The organism is Gardnerella coleohominis, assembly GCF_002896555.1.
GTDB lineage: Bacteria > Actinomycetota > Actinomycetes > Actinomycetales > Bifidobacteriaceae > Bifidobacterium > Bifidobacterium vaginale_F.
The window spans coordinates 297,457-315,254 of record NZ_MNLH01000003.1; the positions used below are offsets into that span (position 1 = coordinate 297,457).

General features: G+C 40.0%; 14 protein-coding genes and 1 pseudogene. 12 read left to right on the forward strand and 3 right to left on the reverse strand.

Annotated features, from left to right (window positions below; genetic code table 11):
• The first annotated feature begins 55 nt into the window (after window positions 1-55).
• The 12 genes and pseudogenes from prfB (at window position 56) to BFS05_RS04580 (ending at window position 14,854) form a co-directional block, all read left to right on the forward strand.
• Entirely contained in the window at window positions 56-1,213 is a 1,158-nt protein-coding gene (prfB, locus tag BFS05_RS04525; protein WP_103084793.1) for a peptide chain release factor 2, read from the forward strand.
• Window positions 1,214-1,316: 103 nt separating this feature from the next.
• A pseudogene (ftsE, locus tag BFS05_RS04530) lies at window positions 1,317-2,322 on the forward strand (cell division ATP-binding protein FtsE); the annotation flags it as partial.
• A 427-nt stretch (window positions 2,323-2,749) separates the two neighbouring features.
• On the forward strand, window positions 2,750-3,673 hold the full coding sequence (gene ftsX / locus BFS05_RS04535) for a permease-like cell division protein FtsX (RefSeq protein ID WP_103084795.1): 924 nt from the start codon (window positions 2,750-2,752) through the stop codon (window positions 3,671-3,673).
• 173 nt (window positions 3,674-3,846) lie between these two features.
• A complete protein-coding gene (locus tag BFS05_RS04540) occupies window positions 3,847-5,238 on the forward strand; it encodes a CHAP domain-containing protein (protein WP_103084796.1) in 1,392 nt (463 codons plus the stop codon).
• A gap of 66 nt (window positions 5,239-5,304) precedes the next feature.
• Complete coding sequence (gene smpB, locus BFS05_RS04545) at window positions 5,305-5,796, forward strand: SsrA-binding protein SmpB (RefSeq protein WP_103084797.1); 492 nt, start codon at window positions 5,305-5,307, stop codon at window positions 5,794-5,796.
• Between the two features lie 255 nt (window positions 5,797-6,051).
• Window positions 6,052-6,960, forward strand: a complete 909-nt coding sequence (locus BFS05_RS04550) for an ABC transporter substrate-binding protein (protein ID WP_180978598.1) — start codon at window positions 6,052-6,054, stop codon at window positions 6,958-6,960.
• A gap of 240 nt (window positions 6,961-7,200) precedes the next feature.
• Window positions 7,201-8,229, forward strand: coding sequence for an amino acid ABC transporter permease (locus BFS05_RS04555; protein ID WP_103084798.1), 1,029 nt, complete (start codon window positions 7,201-7,203; stop codon window positions 8,227-8,229).
• Between the two features lie 86 nt (window positions 8,230-8,315).
• Window positions 8,316-9,170 (forward strand): amino acid ABC transporter ATP-binding protein, encoded by an 855-nt coding sequence (locus BFS05_RS04560; protein ID WP_103084799.1) that lies wholly within the window; start codon window positions 8,316-8,318, stop codon window positions 9,168-9,170.
• A gap of 231 nt (window positions 9,171-9,401) precedes the next feature.
• Window positions 9,402-10,367 carry an ABC transporter substrate-binding protein gene (locus BFS05_RS04565; RefSeq protein WP_103084800.1) on the forward strand — a complete coding sequence of 322 codons (966 nt, stop codon included), beginning with the start codon at window positions 9,402-9,404 and terminating at the stop codon, window positions 10,365-10,367.
• Window positions 10,368-10,467: 100 nt separating this feature from the next.
• Entirely contained in the window at window positions 10,468-11,343 is an 876-nt protein-coding gene (locus BFS05_RS04570) for an amino acid ABC transporter permease (protein WP_103084801.1), read from the forward strand.
• A gap of 81 nt (window positions 11,344-11,424) precedes the next feature.
• Entirely contained in the window at window positions 11,425-13,332 is a 1,908-nt protein-coding gene (gene glmS / locus BFS05_RS04575) for a glutamine--fructose-6-phosphate transaminase (isomerizing) (RefSeq protein WP_103084802.1), read from the forward strand.
• A 145-nt stretch (window positions 13,333-13,477) separates the two neighbouring features.
• Window positions 13,478-14,854: an ABC transporter substrate-binding protein gene (locus BFS05_RS04580; RefSeq protein WP_374703768.1), complete on the forward strand. Its 1,377-nt coding sequence runs from the start codon at window positions 13,478-13,480 to the stop codon at window positions 14,852-14,854.
• A gap of 63 nt (window positions 14,855-14,917) precedes the next feature.
• Here the strand turns inward: BFS05_RS04580 and BFS05_RS04585 are convergent, their stop codons facing one another.
• The 3 genes from BFS05_RS04585 to BFS05_RS04595 are packed head-to-tail and all read right to left on the reverse strand — an operon-like array spanning window position 14,918 to window position 17,787.
• A complete protein-coding gene (locus BFS05_RS04585; protein ID WP_103084804.1) occupies window positions 14,918-15,691 on the reverse strand; it encodes a type III pantothenate kinase in 774 nt (257 codons plus the stop codon).
• Window positions 15,692-15,743: 52 nt separating this feature from the next.
• A complete protein-coding gene (locus BFS05_RS04590; RefSeq protein ID WP_258004251.1) occupies window positions 15,744-16,982 on the reverse strand; it encodes a sensor histidine kinase in 1,239 nt (412 codons plus the stop codon).
• Between the two features lie 40 nt (window positions 16,983-17,022).
• Window positions 17,023-17,787, reverse strand: a complete 765-nt coding sequence (locus BFS05_RS04595) for a response regulator transcription factor (RefSeq protein ID WP_103084805.1) — start codon at window positions 17,785-17,787, stop codon at window positions 17,023-17,025.
• Window positions 17,788-17,798 lie beyond the last annotated feature (11 nt).

Consider the following 17,798-nt stretch of genomic DNA (forward strand, 5'->3'; position numbering starts at 1 on the left):
AGTTTTGCGAATAGTGATTGCGTAAGACAAGTATATAAAGAGGAACTTTAAGTAAATGGCGGAATTTGATTTTGCCCAAGCGTTAAATGATGTTGAAGCAAAGTATTCTTCGATTTCTAAAGCACTAGATGTTGATTCGTTGAAAGTTACGATTGCTGATTTAGAAAAGCAGGCTGCAGAGCCTGGGCTTTGGGATGATTCTGAGCATGCTCAGCAGGTTACGAGTAAGCTTTCTGCAGCTCAGTCTCAATTGAAGCGTTTGCAAGCTGTTGAGCAGCGAATTGAAGATACTAAGACTTTAATTGAACTTGGTCAAGAAGAAGACGATGCTGATTCTATGAGCGAGGCTCAAGAAGAGCTTGGAAGTATTGCTCACGAGTTGGACGATATGGAAGTTCAGACTCTTCTTGACGGCGAGTATGACGCTCGTTCTGCAGTTGTTACGATTCGCTCTGGTGCTGGAGGCGTAGATGCCGCTGATTTTGCTCAAATGCTTCTTCGTATGTACTTGCGCTGGGCTGAGCGAAACGGCTATAAAACTAAGATGATGGACACGTCTTATGCAGAAGAAGCTGGTATTAAATCCGCTACTTTCCAAGTTGATGCTCCTTACGCGTATGGTCGTCTTTCTGTAGAAGGCGGCACTCACAGAATGGTTCGTATTTCGCCGTTCGATAATCAAGGTCGTCGTCAAACTGGCTTTAGCGCTGTGGAAGTAATTCCTCTTGTTGAAGCTACGGATCATATTGATATTCCAGATTCAGATATTCGCGTGGATACTTTCCAAGCTTCAGGACCTGGTGGCCAGGGCGTAAACACTACGTATTCTGCTGTACGCATTACGCATTTGCCAACCGGCTTGGTTGTTTCTATGCAAGATGAGCGCAGTCAGATTCAAAATCGCGCTGCTGCAATGGCAGTTTTGCAATCGCGTTTGCTTGTGCTTAAGCATGCTGAGGAAGCAGCGAAAAAGAAGGAGCTTGCTGGAGATATTAAGGCAAGTTGGGGAGATCAGATGCGCTCCTACGTGCTTCACCCTTATCAGATGGTGAAGGATTTGCGCACTGGCTACGAAACTTCACAAACTCAGGCTGTTTTTGACGGTGATATTGACGGTTTTATTGAAGCTGGTATTCGTTGGCGTCATGAGCAGCGAGTTGCAGCTCAAAAAGAAGCTGAAGCAGAGTCTGATTTGAAATCTGACAATAAATAATTTAAATATAATTGAATATCACGGATTAGCAAAAACGGATTAGCAAAATATATGATTTTGAACTTTATTATGTTCGTGTCATTGTTTGGAAGGAAAGTCGGACATGTCACTAATGTCATTGGAACATGTTTCTAAGATTTACCCTAAGGGTTCGCGTCCTGCTTTGGACGATATTTCTTTGGATGTTAATCGCGGTGATTTCGTATTTTTAGTTGGAGCATCAGGATCTGGTAAAACCACTCTTTTAAGTCTTTTATTGCGTGAAGAGGAAGCGACTAGCGGTGAAATTCATGTTGCTGGTAACGATTTAAGGCGTTTAGCTAATCGTCAAGTCCCGCAGTATCGCAGGTCTCTTGGCTTTATTTTCCAGGATTATAAATTACTTAATAATAAAACAGTTTATCAAAATGTTGCTTTTGCTTTAGAGGTGATTGGTACGAGTAGAGCGACTATTCGTTCGCTTGTTCCGCGCGTTTTGGAAACAGTTGGTTTGACTGGAAAAGAAAATAATTATCCACATGAGCTTTCCGGTGGTGAAGCTCAGCGTGTGGCTATTGCGCGCGCTTATGTTAATCATCCTCAAATAATTTTGGCAGATGAGCCTACTGGTAATTTGGATCCAACTACTTCTCTCGGAATTATGGAAGTTTTGGATGCTATTAACCGAACTGGCACAACAATTGTTATGGCTACGCATAATGAGGAAATCGTGAATTCAATGCGTAAGCGAGTTGTGGAGCTTCATGCTGGAAAAATTGTGCGCGATGAGCGCGAAGGATCGTATGATTCTGCGCTTTACTTCCCGGATGCTGATGTTGAACAAAAGTCTAAAGCTCAGCAGTCTGTTGAAAAAAATGAAGAAGAGCATGAAATTTCAGCTGTGAGTGAGCAGCCTGAAAGAACTGAACGTCATAAGCGACTTTCTAAGAAAGCTCAACGTGCAGCGCAAGCTCGCGAAACTGTTGATATTGTTACGCAATATCTTCAAAGTGATACTTCTGAAAATGAGGGTATTGCGCGTCTCGCTCAGTCTGTTCATTCTGGAAGAACTGGTCGCTATGGTGAAGTGTTCCAGTCTTTGGAAACAACTATGACTTGGGGACGCGGTTTGAGTTTGAATAATGCCGAATCTTCTGAAAAATCTGGATTGAACGAAGGCTCTGAATCTAACGAAGGCTCTGTAGCTAAAGAAAAAGCTGAAGTTAAAAAAGACGCCGAGGCTAATGAAGCTAATGTAGCTAATAATGAAAATGCTGTATCTAAAGAAGACTCTGAGGCTAAAGAAGACTCTGAGGCTAAAGAAGACTCTGTAGTAAAAGAAGTCGCTGTGCCTAAAGAAGACGTTGTAGCTAAAGAAGCCGCTGTAGCTAAAGAATCTGCGTTGCCTCCTGCTCCGCCTAAGCCTCCTGTTGCGTCATCAAACACTCATAACAAGAAGGCTAGTGCTGAAGATGCTAGTGCTGAAGATGCTAGTGATACAGACGCTAGCGCTGTAAATAGCGATAATGATACGAATAAAGCTGAAGGAGAGAAATAATGCGTTTGCGATTTATCTTTTCAGAAACTTGCATTAGTTTACGTCGCAATGTTTCTATGATTCTTTCAGTTATGCTCGTCACTTTCATATCATTTCTTTTTATTGGCTCTTCTGTATTAATGCAGGCTCAGATTACAAAAGCTAAAGGCGATTGGTATGACAAAGTAGAAGTTGTAGCATGGCTTTGCCCAGATGGTACGAGTCAATCTGCTTCATGCGCATCTGGCAAAGCTCCTACTAAAGAAGACATTGTTAAGCTTGAAGAGGTTATTTCTAGAGAACTTGGCGATGACGTTTCGCATATTACTTATGTCAGTAGGGAAGAGTTTTATAAAAACACATTCTTAAAGCAATATCCGCGTGGAATTTATCAAGGTCGTACGCTTACTGCAGCAGATATGCAAGATTCTTTGCGATTGAAATTACGTAATCCTATGAAATATCAAGTTGTTTCAGAAGTTCTTTCAGGTAGAGATGGCGTAGAAAGCGTAGTTGATCAGCGTCAAATTTTTGATCCAGTTTTTAGCGTATTGAATCGTGCTACCGCAGTAACAATTGTTTTAGCTGCTGTGATGGTTGTTGTAGCTATTATGCTAACTGGAACTACTATTAGAATGTCTGCTGCTTCACGTAAGCAAGAAACAGAAATTATGCGACTTGTTGGCGCTTCTAATTGGACTATTCGTATGCCGTTCATTCTAGAAGGATCCATAGCTTCTTTCTTAGGCTCACTTCTTTCTGGAGTTGTTTTAAGCGCTGTAGTGAAAGTGTTTATTACGGATTGGCTTGCTCAGAAGGTTAAGTGGATGCCTTTTGTGGATCAAACAACGGTTTGGGTGACTGTTCCAGGTCTCGTGATTGGAGCTGTAGTTCTTTCTATTGTTGCGTCTTCTATTGCTTTGCGTAGGTATTTGCAAGCCTAAGACTTTAAAATAGTGCCTTAGAGTAAGGTTTCGTATTGCGGTTTTAGAATAAGGCTTTGTTTTATGGTTTTAGAGTAGATATTATTGCAAGTCTGCTTTATAAATTAACTAGTTAGACATTCATAATTCGAAAGGCGTGGTATACTAGCACGAATGAGGTCGTGGAAAGGGTAATGATGAAGACTCGTATGAAAGACAATAGTCGTCTTCGAATTGCAGTTGGTGTAATCATGGCTTCTACATTAATGCTTTCTGTAGGTGCAACTTGTTCGATTTTTTCGACTTCTCCGGCAGAAGCTGTTAGCTTGCAAGAATACCATCGAAAAGTGCGAAACAATGCTGCTTTGCGTAGAAAACTAGCTGGTGTTAGTAAGAAGCTTGCAGATAAAATAGTAGAGTTAAATGATCTTAACGAGCGTCAAATCCCTAAACAGCTTCGAGAAGTAGAACAAGCAGAACAGCGTTCAGAGCAGGCTCGTAATCTTGCGGATGCTACTAACCAGCGTTTAGAATCTGCTAAAAAAGATAAGCTTGAATTAGAAGAAAAAATTAAAGAAACTGGCATTGATTATGATGATGCTAAGGCTGCTGTAGCTCAGCTTGCTCGTGAAAGTTTCCATGGTTCGAATTCTTCGCATGTTATGGCTATGCTTACGAATTCAACTACGACTGAGCAATTTGTTGGTAAGATGCAGTCGGATGCTGCTATAGCGCGTAGTGAATCAAATGCGGCTCATAATGCGGCAATAACTTTGAATACTTCTATGAATCGTAAACAGCGTTTGGCTGCTATTGAAGTTGAAATTACAAAGTTAAAGAAGAAAGCAGACGAGCAAGTTCAAAGCGCTCAGGTTGCTGAGCAAGAAGCAAAGAATAAGCAAAAGTATTTGCAAGATTTGCGAGATAAAGGTCAAGAGATTCGTAAGCAGCTTGAAAGTCAAAAAGGTAGTCTTGCTTCGCAGCAGGCTCGTGAAGCTGCAGAAATTATCAAAATGAAGTCTGCTATTGACGCTCAAGCAAGGGCTTTAGCTAGAAGTGCTGCCGCTCGTATTAATCCTAGGTTCGGTAATCGTCAGCAGGTTAATGGAGCTAATTCATCTAATGTGTCTTTGCAATCTATGCCTGAAGGTTCTGGTTTTGCACAAGGTATGAATTACGATGTTCCAGGAAATTGCTCTGAAGGATCTAAGTTCTGCTATGGCCATGGAACTGGTAACAGTGTTGGTGGTTCTGCTTATCCTGCTCGCCAATGCACTTTATGGGCTTATTTGCGCCGTTCTCAGTTGAATCTTCCTGTAGGATCTTATATGGGAAATGGAGCTGATTGGGCTGCTAGTGGACGCCGATTGGGGTATTTAGTGAATCACACTCCTCATGTTGGCGCAATTATGGTATTTCCTCGTGGAGTTGCTGGATCTGATTCAACTTATGGCCATGTGGCTGTTGTTGAGCGCGTTAATTCCGATGGTTCTGTATTAATTTCTGAAGGTGGCGTTGGATTTGCTACATTCCCGTCTTATAGAACTATTAGTAATCCTGGTATGTTTGAATTTGTACATTACTAAATTCTTTGAAAAAGGGAATTTACCTGTGGTTTGCGTGCGCTTTATTTAAGATGTTTGGAGTGAAAAGTGGATAAAAAACCTGCTCAAGATGGGACTCTTACAATAGCTAATAATCGCAAAGCTTATCATGATTATGCTATAGAGGATTGCTATGAAGCTGGTCTTGCGCTTACTGGTACTGAAGTCAAGTCTCTTCGTGAAGGGCGCGCTTCTTTAGCTGAATCATTTGTGAGTATTGATAGACGTGGAGAAATGTGGTTAGAGGGAGCGAATATTCCTGAGTATTTGAATGGTACTTGGAATAATCATGCTCCTAAGCGTAAGCGTAAATTGTTACTTCATGCTGTTGAAATTGCTAAGCTTTCCAGGCAAACAGAAGCGAAAGGTTACACTGTTGTACCTTTGCGATTGTATTTCCGCGGAAGCTATGTAAAAGTTGAGATTGCTTTGGCTCGAGGAAAGAAAGAGTTTGATAAGCGTCAAGCTTTGCGTGAAGAACAAGATAAGCGAGAAGCTTTGCGTGAAATGCGTTATCGTAATTTGCGTTCTCGCGCATAATTTTTTGAGTTTTTGAGACTTTTATTGAGTTTTTGAGACTTTTATTGTGCTTTTAAGGCGCGAATATCAATTATTATTATTCATTTTTTTGCATATTATTCATTATATTCACTTGTAATTAGCGATTTTCTGCCAAAATTATGTATAAGAAATCTATAATATACAACATACGTAGAAAAATACACTTGCAATATCGCCACTTTCATGTATATTTATACACAACATTGTAAATATGTAATTTTTAGGAGAAGTAAAATGTCAAAGTTATGGAAATCAATGGCAATAGCAGTGTCACTTGTATTAATTGGTTCTGTTGCTGCATGCGGACCAGCTGATTCTAAAGCTGCGGATCCAGATGTTGCAAGAAGCTATGACGTAAGCCAAGTTAAGAAAGACGACGCTATCGCAGCTATGCTTCCTGAAGATGTTGTGAAAAGTGGGGAACTTACCGTTGGTGTAAATGTAAGTTATGCGCCTGCTGAATTCTTTGCTGCTGATGGAAAAACTCCAGTCGGATATGAAGTTGATTTTGCTAAAGCTTTAGCAAAAGTATTTGGCTTAAAAGCTAAAATCATGCACGCTCCATTTGACGCGATTATCCCAGCAATCGGCAGTAAATATAATGTTGGTATTTCCGGTTTTACTGTTAATGCTGAGCGTATGAAGAGCGTAGATTTCGTAACTTACGCTAATGCAGGTTTATCTTTTGAAATCCGTAAAGGAAATCCAACGCATGTAGATACAAGTAACTTGTGCGGAAAGAAAGTTTCTTTACAAACTGGCACAGTAGGTGAGCCTCTTATGGAAGAAGCTAAGAAGCAGTGTGCTGCAAAGAAAGATAAGCCTCTGGAAATATTGAGCTTCGAAGAGCAAACTGATGCAACTGCTGCTTTAGTTTCAGGTCGCGCTGACGTTATGTACGCTGATACACCTGTTGCAGGTTACGCTGCAATTAAGAATCCTGGAAAGCTTGAAATTTTGGAAAAGAGCAAGGATTCTGAGCCAATGGGTGCAGCTGTTAAAAAAGGCGATGAAAAGATGCTTAAAGCAGTGAAAGCTGGCATTGATAAGCTTATGCAGTCAGGTGTTTACAAAGACATCCTGAAAAAGTGGGGTGTTGAGGATGTTGCTATTGATCAAGCAGTAGTGAATCCTAAACTCTGATTGAAATGATTTTTATGGCGTATATTGTGTAATTTATTGGATTGCGCAGTATACGCCATATTCTGCTTTAAAGATGTTTTTAAAGATATTTTAAATAAGCAAGGGCAATAACAGCTGCGATAATAGCTGTAATAGTAGAACTATAAATCGCAATATCAACCAAATGCGAATAAGTCAAGCAGGCGGCAACGATTGACTTCCTGAAGACTTGCATTTATACGGTTATATGGAGTGAACAGTATGAATTACAATGCCAAAAAATATAGCGGAGAAGAGCATAGCGGAGAAGAGAATTTGAAGCAGCAATCCGAAAATAATGCTGAGCGTATTTTGCCAGTTAGAAATCCAGGTCCTGTTGTTGCAGGAATTATAGTTGCAATTATCGTATGCTTCCTTTTATATTCAATTATTACTAATCCACGTTTTGAGTGGTATGAAGTTGCAATATATCTTATAAGCGATAATGTTCTTGCTGGTATTGGTTGGACTTTGTTCTTAACTGTTGTCTCAATGGTTATTGCAATTATTTTGGCTGTTGTTTTAGCTATGATGCGTAAATCTGTTAACCCAGTTCTTCGCGGTGTTAGCTGGTTCTTTATCTGGTTCTTCAGAGGTACGCCTGTTTATACTCAGCTTGTTTTTTGGGGTATGTTTGCGGTTCTTGTGCCTAAGCTGAGTTTGGGTATACCGTTTACGTCTGTTGAGTTTTTCTCTATTGATTCAAATGTTGTTATGACTTCTTTGAACGCTGCTGTTATTGGTTTGTCTTTGAATGAAGCTGCGTATTTGTCGGAGATTGTTCGCGCTGGCTTAGAGGCTGTTGATGTTGGTCAGGTAGAGGCGTCTAAAGCTTTAGGTATGTCTCGTTCTTTGATGATGCGTCGTATTATTTTGCCTCAAGCTATGCGTATTATTGTTCCTCCTCTCGGTAATGAAACTATTGGCATGTTGAAAACTACTTCTTTAGTTGTTGCTGTGCCTTTTACGCTTGAATTACAATTTGCAACAAGGGCTATTTCTAATCGAATTTATAAGCCGATTCCGCTTTTGCTTGTTGCTGGTATTTGGTATTTGCTTATCACCTCAATTTTGATGGTTTTGCAATACATGCTCGAGAAGCATTTTGGGAAAGGCTTTGAAGCAAAAGACATTGTAAAAAATACGCAAATCAACTCTAATGCTGCAAAGCGTGGAGATGAAGCTATTAAGGCTGCTAGCGATGCTGTAAATGGTCGCAATAATGCAACAATGCTTGGATTTAATGCATAGGTTGTATTGATTGCAATTAATATAAGCATAAATAAGTGCATTATAAATGGTAAAATTCCATTAGTTTTTATTAGATTTGAGGAAAAATGACAAATAATCTAACAGTTACAGAGCAAGACGTACAAGACGTGCAAGATGTACAAGACGTGCAAAATCAGAATCATAGTAATGATGTTCCAGCTGTAGTTATAAGTGATTTGCATAAGAGCTTTGGCAATTTGCAAGTTCTTAAGGGCATTAATATGACTGTAAAGCCAGGAAGTGTAACAGTTATACTCGGTCCTTCGGGAAGTGGAAAGTCAACCTTGCTACGATTGGTGAACCAGCTTGAAACAATCACATCTGGAAAAATCACGATTTACGGCGAGCGCATTGGCGTAAAAACTGTTGTTCATAATGGAAAAGAAGCTTTGCAAGCGTTAAACGACAAGGAGATTGCAGTGCAACGCGCAAAGCTTGGAATGGTGTTCCAGCGTTTTAATTTGTTCCCACATATGACTGCATTAGAAAACGTTATGGAAGCTCCTGTTCATGTTTTGCATATGGGTAAAATTGAAGCGCGTAATTTAGCTATTGAAGAATTAAAGCGTGTTGGAATGGCAGACCGCATGGATCATTATCCTTCTCAGCTTTCTGGCGGCCAGCAGCAGCGAGTTGCGATTGCTCGCGCGCTTGCTATGAAGCCAGAAATCATGCTTTTTGATGAGCCTACGTCTGCGTTAGACCCAGAACTTGTTGGAGAAGTGCTTAATGTTATGCGCTACTTGGCAAACGATGGAATGACAATGATTGTTGTAACTCACGAGATTGGTTTTGCTCGAGAAGTTGCAGATCAAGTTGTGTTTATGGATGGTGGAAAAGTTGTTGAATTTGGAACGTCTGGGATTATTGATAATCCTCAAACTGAAAGGTTCAAGGATTTTCTGCACAGCGTTTTGTAAGATATAACATATAAACATAAATATGTAAAAATTAAATCATTTTGTGTAAAATTATGAATAATTTATGGCTGTGGTGTTTGCTGCAGCCTTTTTATTTTGATTAGCACTATTATTTAAACAATTTTACGTAAAGGATATCTTTAGCAATGTTTGGCATGTTTGTTTAATAACAAACATAGTGTAAAGTTGTTCATTGTTTAAATATTCCATCCAATTTATTCGGAGATTAGTATGAGTGGTGCATGTTCTTCATGCGAATCAAACTCGCATAGAAAGAACGGCGTTCGTGTATCTCGTTGGCTAAGATTTGTTGCAGCGTTTACATCTCTATCTTTACTAGGATTTTCCAGTGCTTGCGGAACAAGCGATGCGGTTGGGCCAGATCCTCTTTTAGCGCGCAGCTACGACGTCAATCGTATTAAAAAAGATGAAAGTATTGCTGCAATGTTGCCGAAAAAGCTTGTAGAAAGTGGCGAGCTTGTAATGGGTACTAATGTTGGATATGCGCCTGCAGGATTCTACGCTAGAGATGGAAGAACTGTTGTAGGTTACGAAATAGACTTAAACAAAGCGCTAGCAAAACTAATGGGATTAAAGCTTCGCATTGTTCATGCGCCATTTGACGCGATTTTGCCATCTGTTGGAAGCAAATTTGATATTGGTGTTTCGGGATTTACGGTTAGCAAAGAGCGAGAAAAGTCAGTTGATTTTGTAACGTACGCGGACGCTGGTTTGCTTTTTGTTGTTCGAAAAGGAAATCCAACAAATGTAAATCTTAACGATTTATGTGGTAAAAAAGTTTCTGTTCAAGTTGGAACAACAAGCGAAACTCAAATGTATGACGCAAGAGATGTTTGCAAGTTAAGTCGCAAAGCGCCATTAGATGTTCTTGCATTTAGAGAGCAAACGGATGCTACGACTGCAGTAGTGGCAGGTCGCGCAGACGTTATGTATGCCGATACTCCTGTTTCTAGTTTTGCGATTGAGCAAACGGACGGTCAGCTGGAGCCATTGGGTAAAAGTCGTGATAAAGCTCTTATGGGTATTATTACTCAAAAAGGAGATACTCAGCTTGTAAAAGCAATAAAAGCTGGTATTGAAAAGCTAATACAAACGGGCGCTTATCAAGAAATAATGAAGGCGTGGGGTGTTGAAGACGTTATGATTAAACACCCAGAAGTAAATCCAAAAGTGTGATTGATTTGTGTGATTTGCTTTGCTGATACTTTGTATGATTGATTTAGCTGTTTAATATTCACTAGTAGAAACTTTGGTTGCTTAGAGTAGGATTAAGAACATGTTTGCTAAAAATAACAACAACGAGCGTATTTTGCCAGTCAGAAAACCTGGACCTATTATATCTGGCATTATTGTTGCGATTATAGCGTGTGCTCTTGTGTATTCAATTGCTACAAATTCTCGATTTGATTGGGCAATCGTTTGGAAATACATTTTTAACGAGAACGTTCTTTCAGGTATTGGTTGGACTTTGTTCTTAACTGTTGTCTCAATGGTTATTGCAATTATTTTGGCTGTTGTTTTAGCTATGATGCGTAAATCTGTTAATCCAGTTCTTCGCGGTGTTAGCTGGTTCTTTATCTGGTTCTTCAGAGGTACTCCTGTTTATACGCAACTTGTTTTTTGGGGTATGTTTGCGGTTCTTGTGCCTAAGCTGAGTTTGGGTATACCGTTTACTTCTGTAGAGTTTTTCTCTATTGATTCTAATGTTGTTATGACTTCTTTGAACGCTGCTGTTATTGGTTTGTCTTTGAATGAAGCTGCGTATTTGTCGGAGATTGTTCGCGCTGGCTTGGAGGCTGTGGATTCTGGTCAGGTTGAGGCTGCTCAGGCTTTGGGTATGGGTAGGTCTTTGATGATGCGTCGTATTATTTTGCCTCAAGCTATGCGTATTATTATTCCGCCTTTGGGTAATGAAACTATTGGCATGCTTAAGACTACGTCTTTGGTTTTGGCTGTTCCTTTTACTTTGGAGCTTCAGTTTGCTACTAATGCTGTTGCTAATCGTATTTATAAGCCGATTCCGCTTCTTATTGTTGCTAGTATTTGGTATTTGGTGATTACGTCTGTTTTGATGGTTTTGCAATACATGCTCGAGAAGCATTTTGGCAAAGGATTTGAAGCAAAAGCAGATAGTATTCATATCAACAGGTAACAGTAATCGCAAAACATAATTCAAAACATAATTGCAAAACATGTAGAAACACACACGTTTTATAACGTAGAATAGAAAATTATGTGTGGCATTGTTGGATACGCAGGTTTTGGAAAAGTTTGTGCAAAACCTTTAGAAGTTTGTTTAGGCGGTTTAGAGCGTTTAGAGTATCGCGGATATGATTCTTCTGGAGTTGCGTTAGTTGCTCCAGGAATGGATTATGCTGACGTTCGTAAAAAAGCTGGTAGGCTTACTAATTTGCGTAACGATATAGCTAAAAATCCTATGCCTGATTCGAGTGCAGCTATCGGTCATACTCGTTGGGCTACGAATGGTGCTCCTTGCGATATTAACGCACATCCTCATACGAGTGCAGATCGTAAAATAGCGCTTATTCATAACGGTATTATTGAAAACGCACTTGTGTTAAAAGAGCAGCTTCATGAAGAAGGATACGAATTTTCTTCTCAAACAGATACTGAAGTTGCTGCAAAATTGCTTGGTAAAATCGCGAATGAAATTATAAATGAAACTGGCAATCCGGATTTATTTACTGCGATTCGTCGTACAGCAAAAATGCTTAAAGGAGCTTTCACACTATTAGCTGTTGATGTTCGTCAACCGGGTATCGTTGCTGCTGTTCGTCACGATTCGCCTTTGGTTGTAGGCCTTGGGAATGGTGAATATTTCCTTGGATCAGATGTTGCAGCTTTTGTTGCTTATACGGATCGAGTTTTGGAAGTCGGCCAAGATCAAGCTGTATGCGTTGGTAACATTGATGAATCTGGTAAGGCAAGTATTTTGCTTACTGATTTCAATGGCAATGAGGTTAAAAATCCTACTTGTTTTACAGTTGATTGGGACGCGTCTGCAGTAGAAAAAGGCGGATGGGATTCCTTTATGGACAAGGAGATTCATGAAGATCCGCATGCTGTCGCGGATACTTTGCGCGGTCGCTTTGACACTAAGGGAAATATTGTTCTTGACGAAGTTCATATTGGTCAAGATGTTTTGCGTTCAATAGATAAAATTATTGTTGTTGCTTGTGGAACTGCAAGTTATGCTGGTTTAGTTGCAAAATATGCTATTGAGCATTGGGTTCGTGTACCTGTTGAAGTGGAATTAGCACATGAATTCAGATACAGAGATCCTATTTTAGATAATCGAACGCTTGTAGTAGCGATTTCGCAATCTGGCGAAACTATGGATACGCTTATGGCTTTGCGTCATGCTCGCGAGCAGGGTAGTCGTGTGCTTGCGATTTGCAATACTCAAGGTTCTAGTATTCCGCGCGAATCCGATGCTGTTCTTTATACGCATGCTGGTCCAGAAATAGCTGTTGCTTCTACAAAGGCGTTCGTAGCGCAAATCGTTGCAGCTTATATGTTGGGCTTGTATTTAGCGCAAGTAAAAGGCACAATGTATCGCGATGAAATTCAGCAAATCGTTTCTAAGCTTAAAGATATGCCGGATAAGATTCAAGAAGTTCTCGATACTCAAGCGGATGCTATTATGCAAGCTGCTAAACGTACAATAGGCGCAAAATCGTTCTTATTCTTAGGCAGACACGTTGGGTACCCTGTAGCTTTGGAAGGTGCTTTAAAGCTTAAAGAAATCGCATATACTTTTACAGAAGGTTTTGCTGCAGGCGAGCTTAAGCATGGTCCTATTGCATTAGTTGATGACGGCGAACCTGTTGTTGTAATAGTTCCATCTTCTCGAGGACGTGACGTTCTTCATTCTAAAGTCATTTCTGGCATTGAAGAAGTTAAAGCGCGTGGAGCTTTTACGATTGCAGTTGCTGAAGTTGGTGATGCTGATGCTGAACGTTACGCTGATATTGTGTTCTGGCGTCCTAAATGTGCAACTTTGTTAAGTCCTTTAGTTGACGTAGTAGCATTGCAACTTTTCGCTATGGATATGGCTAAATTAAAGGGTTATGACGTTGATAAGCCACGTAATTTAGCTAAGTCTGTAACAGTTGAATAAATATTGAATAAATATTGAATAAATAGTATTAGGCGATTGTATGATTGCGTTTAAAAGCGGCGTTTTGAAGCGCGTTTCTTGGCTTAAGCGATTTTTGAGTGTGAAGAATTTTCGCATGCTCAAGATTGCTTCATGGCGTTTCTCTATGTCGCTTTTATGTATTATCTCCATAGTTTTTTCTTGTGCTTGCGGGCAAACGGATTCCAGAACGCATATTACTGTTTGGTCTTGGGAGCCTAGCATGAAACGCTTGGCTGTTGAATTTGAAAAGTCAAATCCAGATATTCGAGTAACAGTTAAGGATACGAGCGGCTATAACGTTTTGAATAATGCGATTCAGGATGGCTATGGTATGCCAGATGTTGCGCAGCTTGAATATCATGCTTTGCCGCAATACGCAGTTAGCGGTCAACTTTTAGACATTACGGATCGCGTGCGAGACATGAAAACTTTTTACACGCCTGGCACTTGGTCGTCTGTTAAATTAGGGAATCGCGTTTATGGTTTGCCAATGGATTCAGGTCCTATGGCTTGGTTTTATAATGACGATGTTTTTAAGCAGGCTGGGGTAGACGCGTCTAAAATCCACACTTGGGAAGATTACCGGCATGCTGCTCGAAAGTTGAAAGATATTGGCGTTTATATTGCAGCCGATTCCGGTGACGCTAGTTTTTATGATGCTATGATTTGGCTTGCTGGAGGTAAGCCTTATATAACTTCGAATGATGGCAAAACTGTGACTGTTCGTTTGCAAGAAGATAAAGCTACGAAGGAATTTACCGAGTTTTGGCAGTCTATGATTGATGAAGATTTGATTGAAACTAGGTTTAATACTTGGTCATCTGATTGGAAGTATGCGCTTGGATCCGGTAAAGTCGCTTCAGTTTTTTCAGGCGCTTGGATGCCATCGCTTCTATTAGCAAATGTTCCTGGTAATGCTGGATTATGGCGTGTTGCTAAAGTTCCAACTTTGCATGGCGAACGGAGCAATTCTGAAATGGGTGGATCTGCGTTAGCTGTATTGCAATCTAGCCGTAAGCCTGAGGCTGCTATGCGTTTTGTGGAATATGTATGCCATAATTCGCAAGGCATTCGTATGAGAGTTGATAGTGGAGCTTTTCCAGCGGATGTTGTTACGTTAAGAAATAAGTCATTTTTGAATAAGACAACAGTTCGCGATTCTAGAGGTATTGATATACCTTATTTTGGTGGTCAAAAGTTTAACCACGTTTTAGCAGATGCTGCAGATTGTGTTAATACGGGGTACAAGTATCTGCCGTTTGAAGTGTATGCTCGTAGTGATTTTCGCTACACCGTTGGCAAAGCATATGATTGGAGCAGAAAATCGCGCGCTCGTTTACGCGTTCAAGCCATGATTGATGCTGGAATAACGCAGAATGACGGCAAGCAGTTGCGGCTTCCGGATGATCCAGGCGATCGTATTTCTTTGCAAGATGGACTTTCTTTATGGCGTAAAGATTTGCAAGAATACGGTTATAATCAAGGCTTTGTAGTTAAGTAAACTTCTGCTTTGTCAAACAAACTATAGGAATAGAACTATAGAGATAGAACTATAGAAGTAGCACTATTTTGAGCTAGTGTTGCGATTATAAATTGCTGCCATTCCTTTGAAAATCAAGTTTGGATCGTAATAGTCTATCGCTTTTACGTCTTTTTCAAAAAGACTACCTAATCCGCCTGTGGCAATTACTTTAAACGGCTCATTGATTTCAGTCTTAAACTGTTCGATTGTGCGTTCAATTCCGCCTAAGAAGCTGTAGTACAAGCCTGCTTGCATAGCAGTACGAGTTGATTTCGCTAGAACTGATTCTGGTCGGGATATTTCTACTTCAGGAAGCTGCGCTGTGTTATCCCATAAAGCTGCTGCGGCCGTGCGGATTCCTGTGCAAATAAGTCCGCAAGTAATAGCGTTATATTCGTCTACGTAATTGTAAGTAGTTGCTGTACCAAAGTCGATTACTAAAGCAGGGCCGCCGTATTGTGTTATTGCACCAACGCAATCTGCTAAGCAGTCAGCGCCAAGAGTTTTAGGCTCATCTATGCGAATATTCATACCGGTTTTTACGCCTGGGCCTACAATCATTGGGTCAATATGAATGAATTTAATAATACTCGATCTAAATGAGTGCATTACTTTTGGAACAACAGATGCAACTATCACGTCATCCACATCTTTAAGACTATATCCGCTTAAATGAAGGAATTGCATAATCATGATGCCATACTCATCAGAAGTTTGACTTGCTTTAGTTGTCATTCGATATGTGCCTACTATGCGATTTCCTTCTAAAAATCCGAGCACAATATTCGTATTTCCGATGTCAACTGCTAATAGCATGTGCATCTCCTTAGGCTGTTAGTGGATTTATTTGTATTAGTATACTTCAGAGTTATTCATTATTATCTGTTACAGCGTCGTATTTTAGGGGGAGCGTGATTTCAAAATTAGGTCCGCGCCTATCGTCAACTACTTTTACGGTACCATGATGAAGCCCTGCTGCCCAGCGTGCAATAGACAATCCGAGTCCAGTTCCACCTGATTCAGTTCCAATTCCTTGGTTTCCTTTAACGAATCTACGGAAGATTTCCGAGCGTTCTTCTTCTGGAATCTGCTTTCCGAAGTTAATAACATTGCTTGTGAGCATATTATTTTCCAAATCTGCATAAGCTGTTATAAGAACTTTAGTGTTGTCTGGAGAATGTTTAAGAGCGTTAGAAATTATATTTGTGAATAATTGAGATAGTCGATTTTTATCTCCTGTGATTTGTATATTATCGCTAATTTTAACGTCAATATGATGATTATGTCCTCCGTCGGCTATTTCTAAAGGTTCGACTATTGAGTCTATAAATTCATAAAAGTCAAAAGATGTTATATTAAGATTTTCTGCTCCGGCTTCAACTCGAGATAAATCTAATAGGAAAGTAATAAGATCTGCAAGGCGATGTGTTTGGTTTAATATGGCTTCCATATTTGCAGGCGTTGGCTCTACAACTCCATCTGCAAGATTTTCTAACATTGCTTGTAATGCGGAAACAGGCGTTCTAAGTTCATGGCTTACGTTCGCAATTAAATCGCTTCGCATTTGATCAACATGCTCTAGCTCTTCAGCCATTTCATTAAAAGCTAAAGTTAGTTTTCCTACTTCATCTCTGCGATTTTCTATTGCAACTCGTACGGAATAATCACCTTCTGCCATTGCTTCAGACGCGTCTCTCATTTGACGCAATGGTGCAGTTAATCCGCGTGAAAACGCATAGGTTATGCCTAATGCGACAGCTAATGTGATCGGCATTGCAATCCATCCGCTTAATCCTACTTTTAGAAGGAACCATGCCATTACGAATGCTATTGCTGTTGCAAAAACTATTATTGCGGATAATTCGCTTTTTAGGGATGTAAATATAGATGGGAAAAATCCCGTTGATTGTTGAGAAATATTGTGTTTTTTAAGTTTTTTATAGTGTGATACGCGATTTGCAAAGCGACTTTTAGAAGATTCTTTATTTAATTCGGCATGCTTATTTTCTTCTGCGGATTCGGCATGCTTGTCTGATTCAGCGCGTTCAGCTTTAGAATTTGAAGGTGAGCTGATTGAAGATTTTAATATAGATGTTGATTCTTTCATATTTTAAAAACATTCTTAAATAAGATGTTAATAGTATTACTTAATCAGAATTTTTATCAGTTGAGTAATTATTTTCTAAATCAGATTCGTTCATAGGCGGTTCAAAAGCATAACCAATTCCATGCACTGTTCTAATTAAAGAAGAACCAATTTTATGCCTTAAAGATTTGATATGTGAATCAACAGTTCGAGTTCCAGAAGCGTCAGGCCAATCCCATACTTCTTCTAGTAACTTTTCGCGTTTAAAAACTGTATGAGGTTTGCGAGCTAAGGTTGCTAGCAAATCAAATTCTGTAGGAGTAAAGTGAATTTCTTCGTCGCCGCGTGTAACAACGCGCTGTTGAGGTTTAATCACCAAATCACCGAATACTATGGCTCGTTCATTTTCCATCGCTTTAGCTATTTGCGTAGCACGTTCAACGCGTCTCAAAAGCGCGGCGCAACGAGCAATAAGCTCTCTAGGGGAAAATGGTTTAGTCATGTAATCGTCAGCCCCAGCGCTTAAGCCAGTAATTTTATCTGACTCTGCATCTCTAGCTGTTAGCATAAGAATTGGCACAGGGCGCTTAGACACAATCCTCTTAGTAGCTTCAACGCCATCCATAATTGGAAGCATTATGTCCATGATAATTAAATCTGGCTGCAACTGTTCTGCTACTTTAACAGCAGACGCTCCATCAGATACAACTCGAGCTCTCCATCCTTGTGCAGCTATACGCTGTGCAATTGCAGTTGCAAGATCTGGTTCGTCTTCAACCACAAGGATTGTTCGTGGAACTCCGTTGCCTGATGGAGCGTTAATCATTACAATAAAAC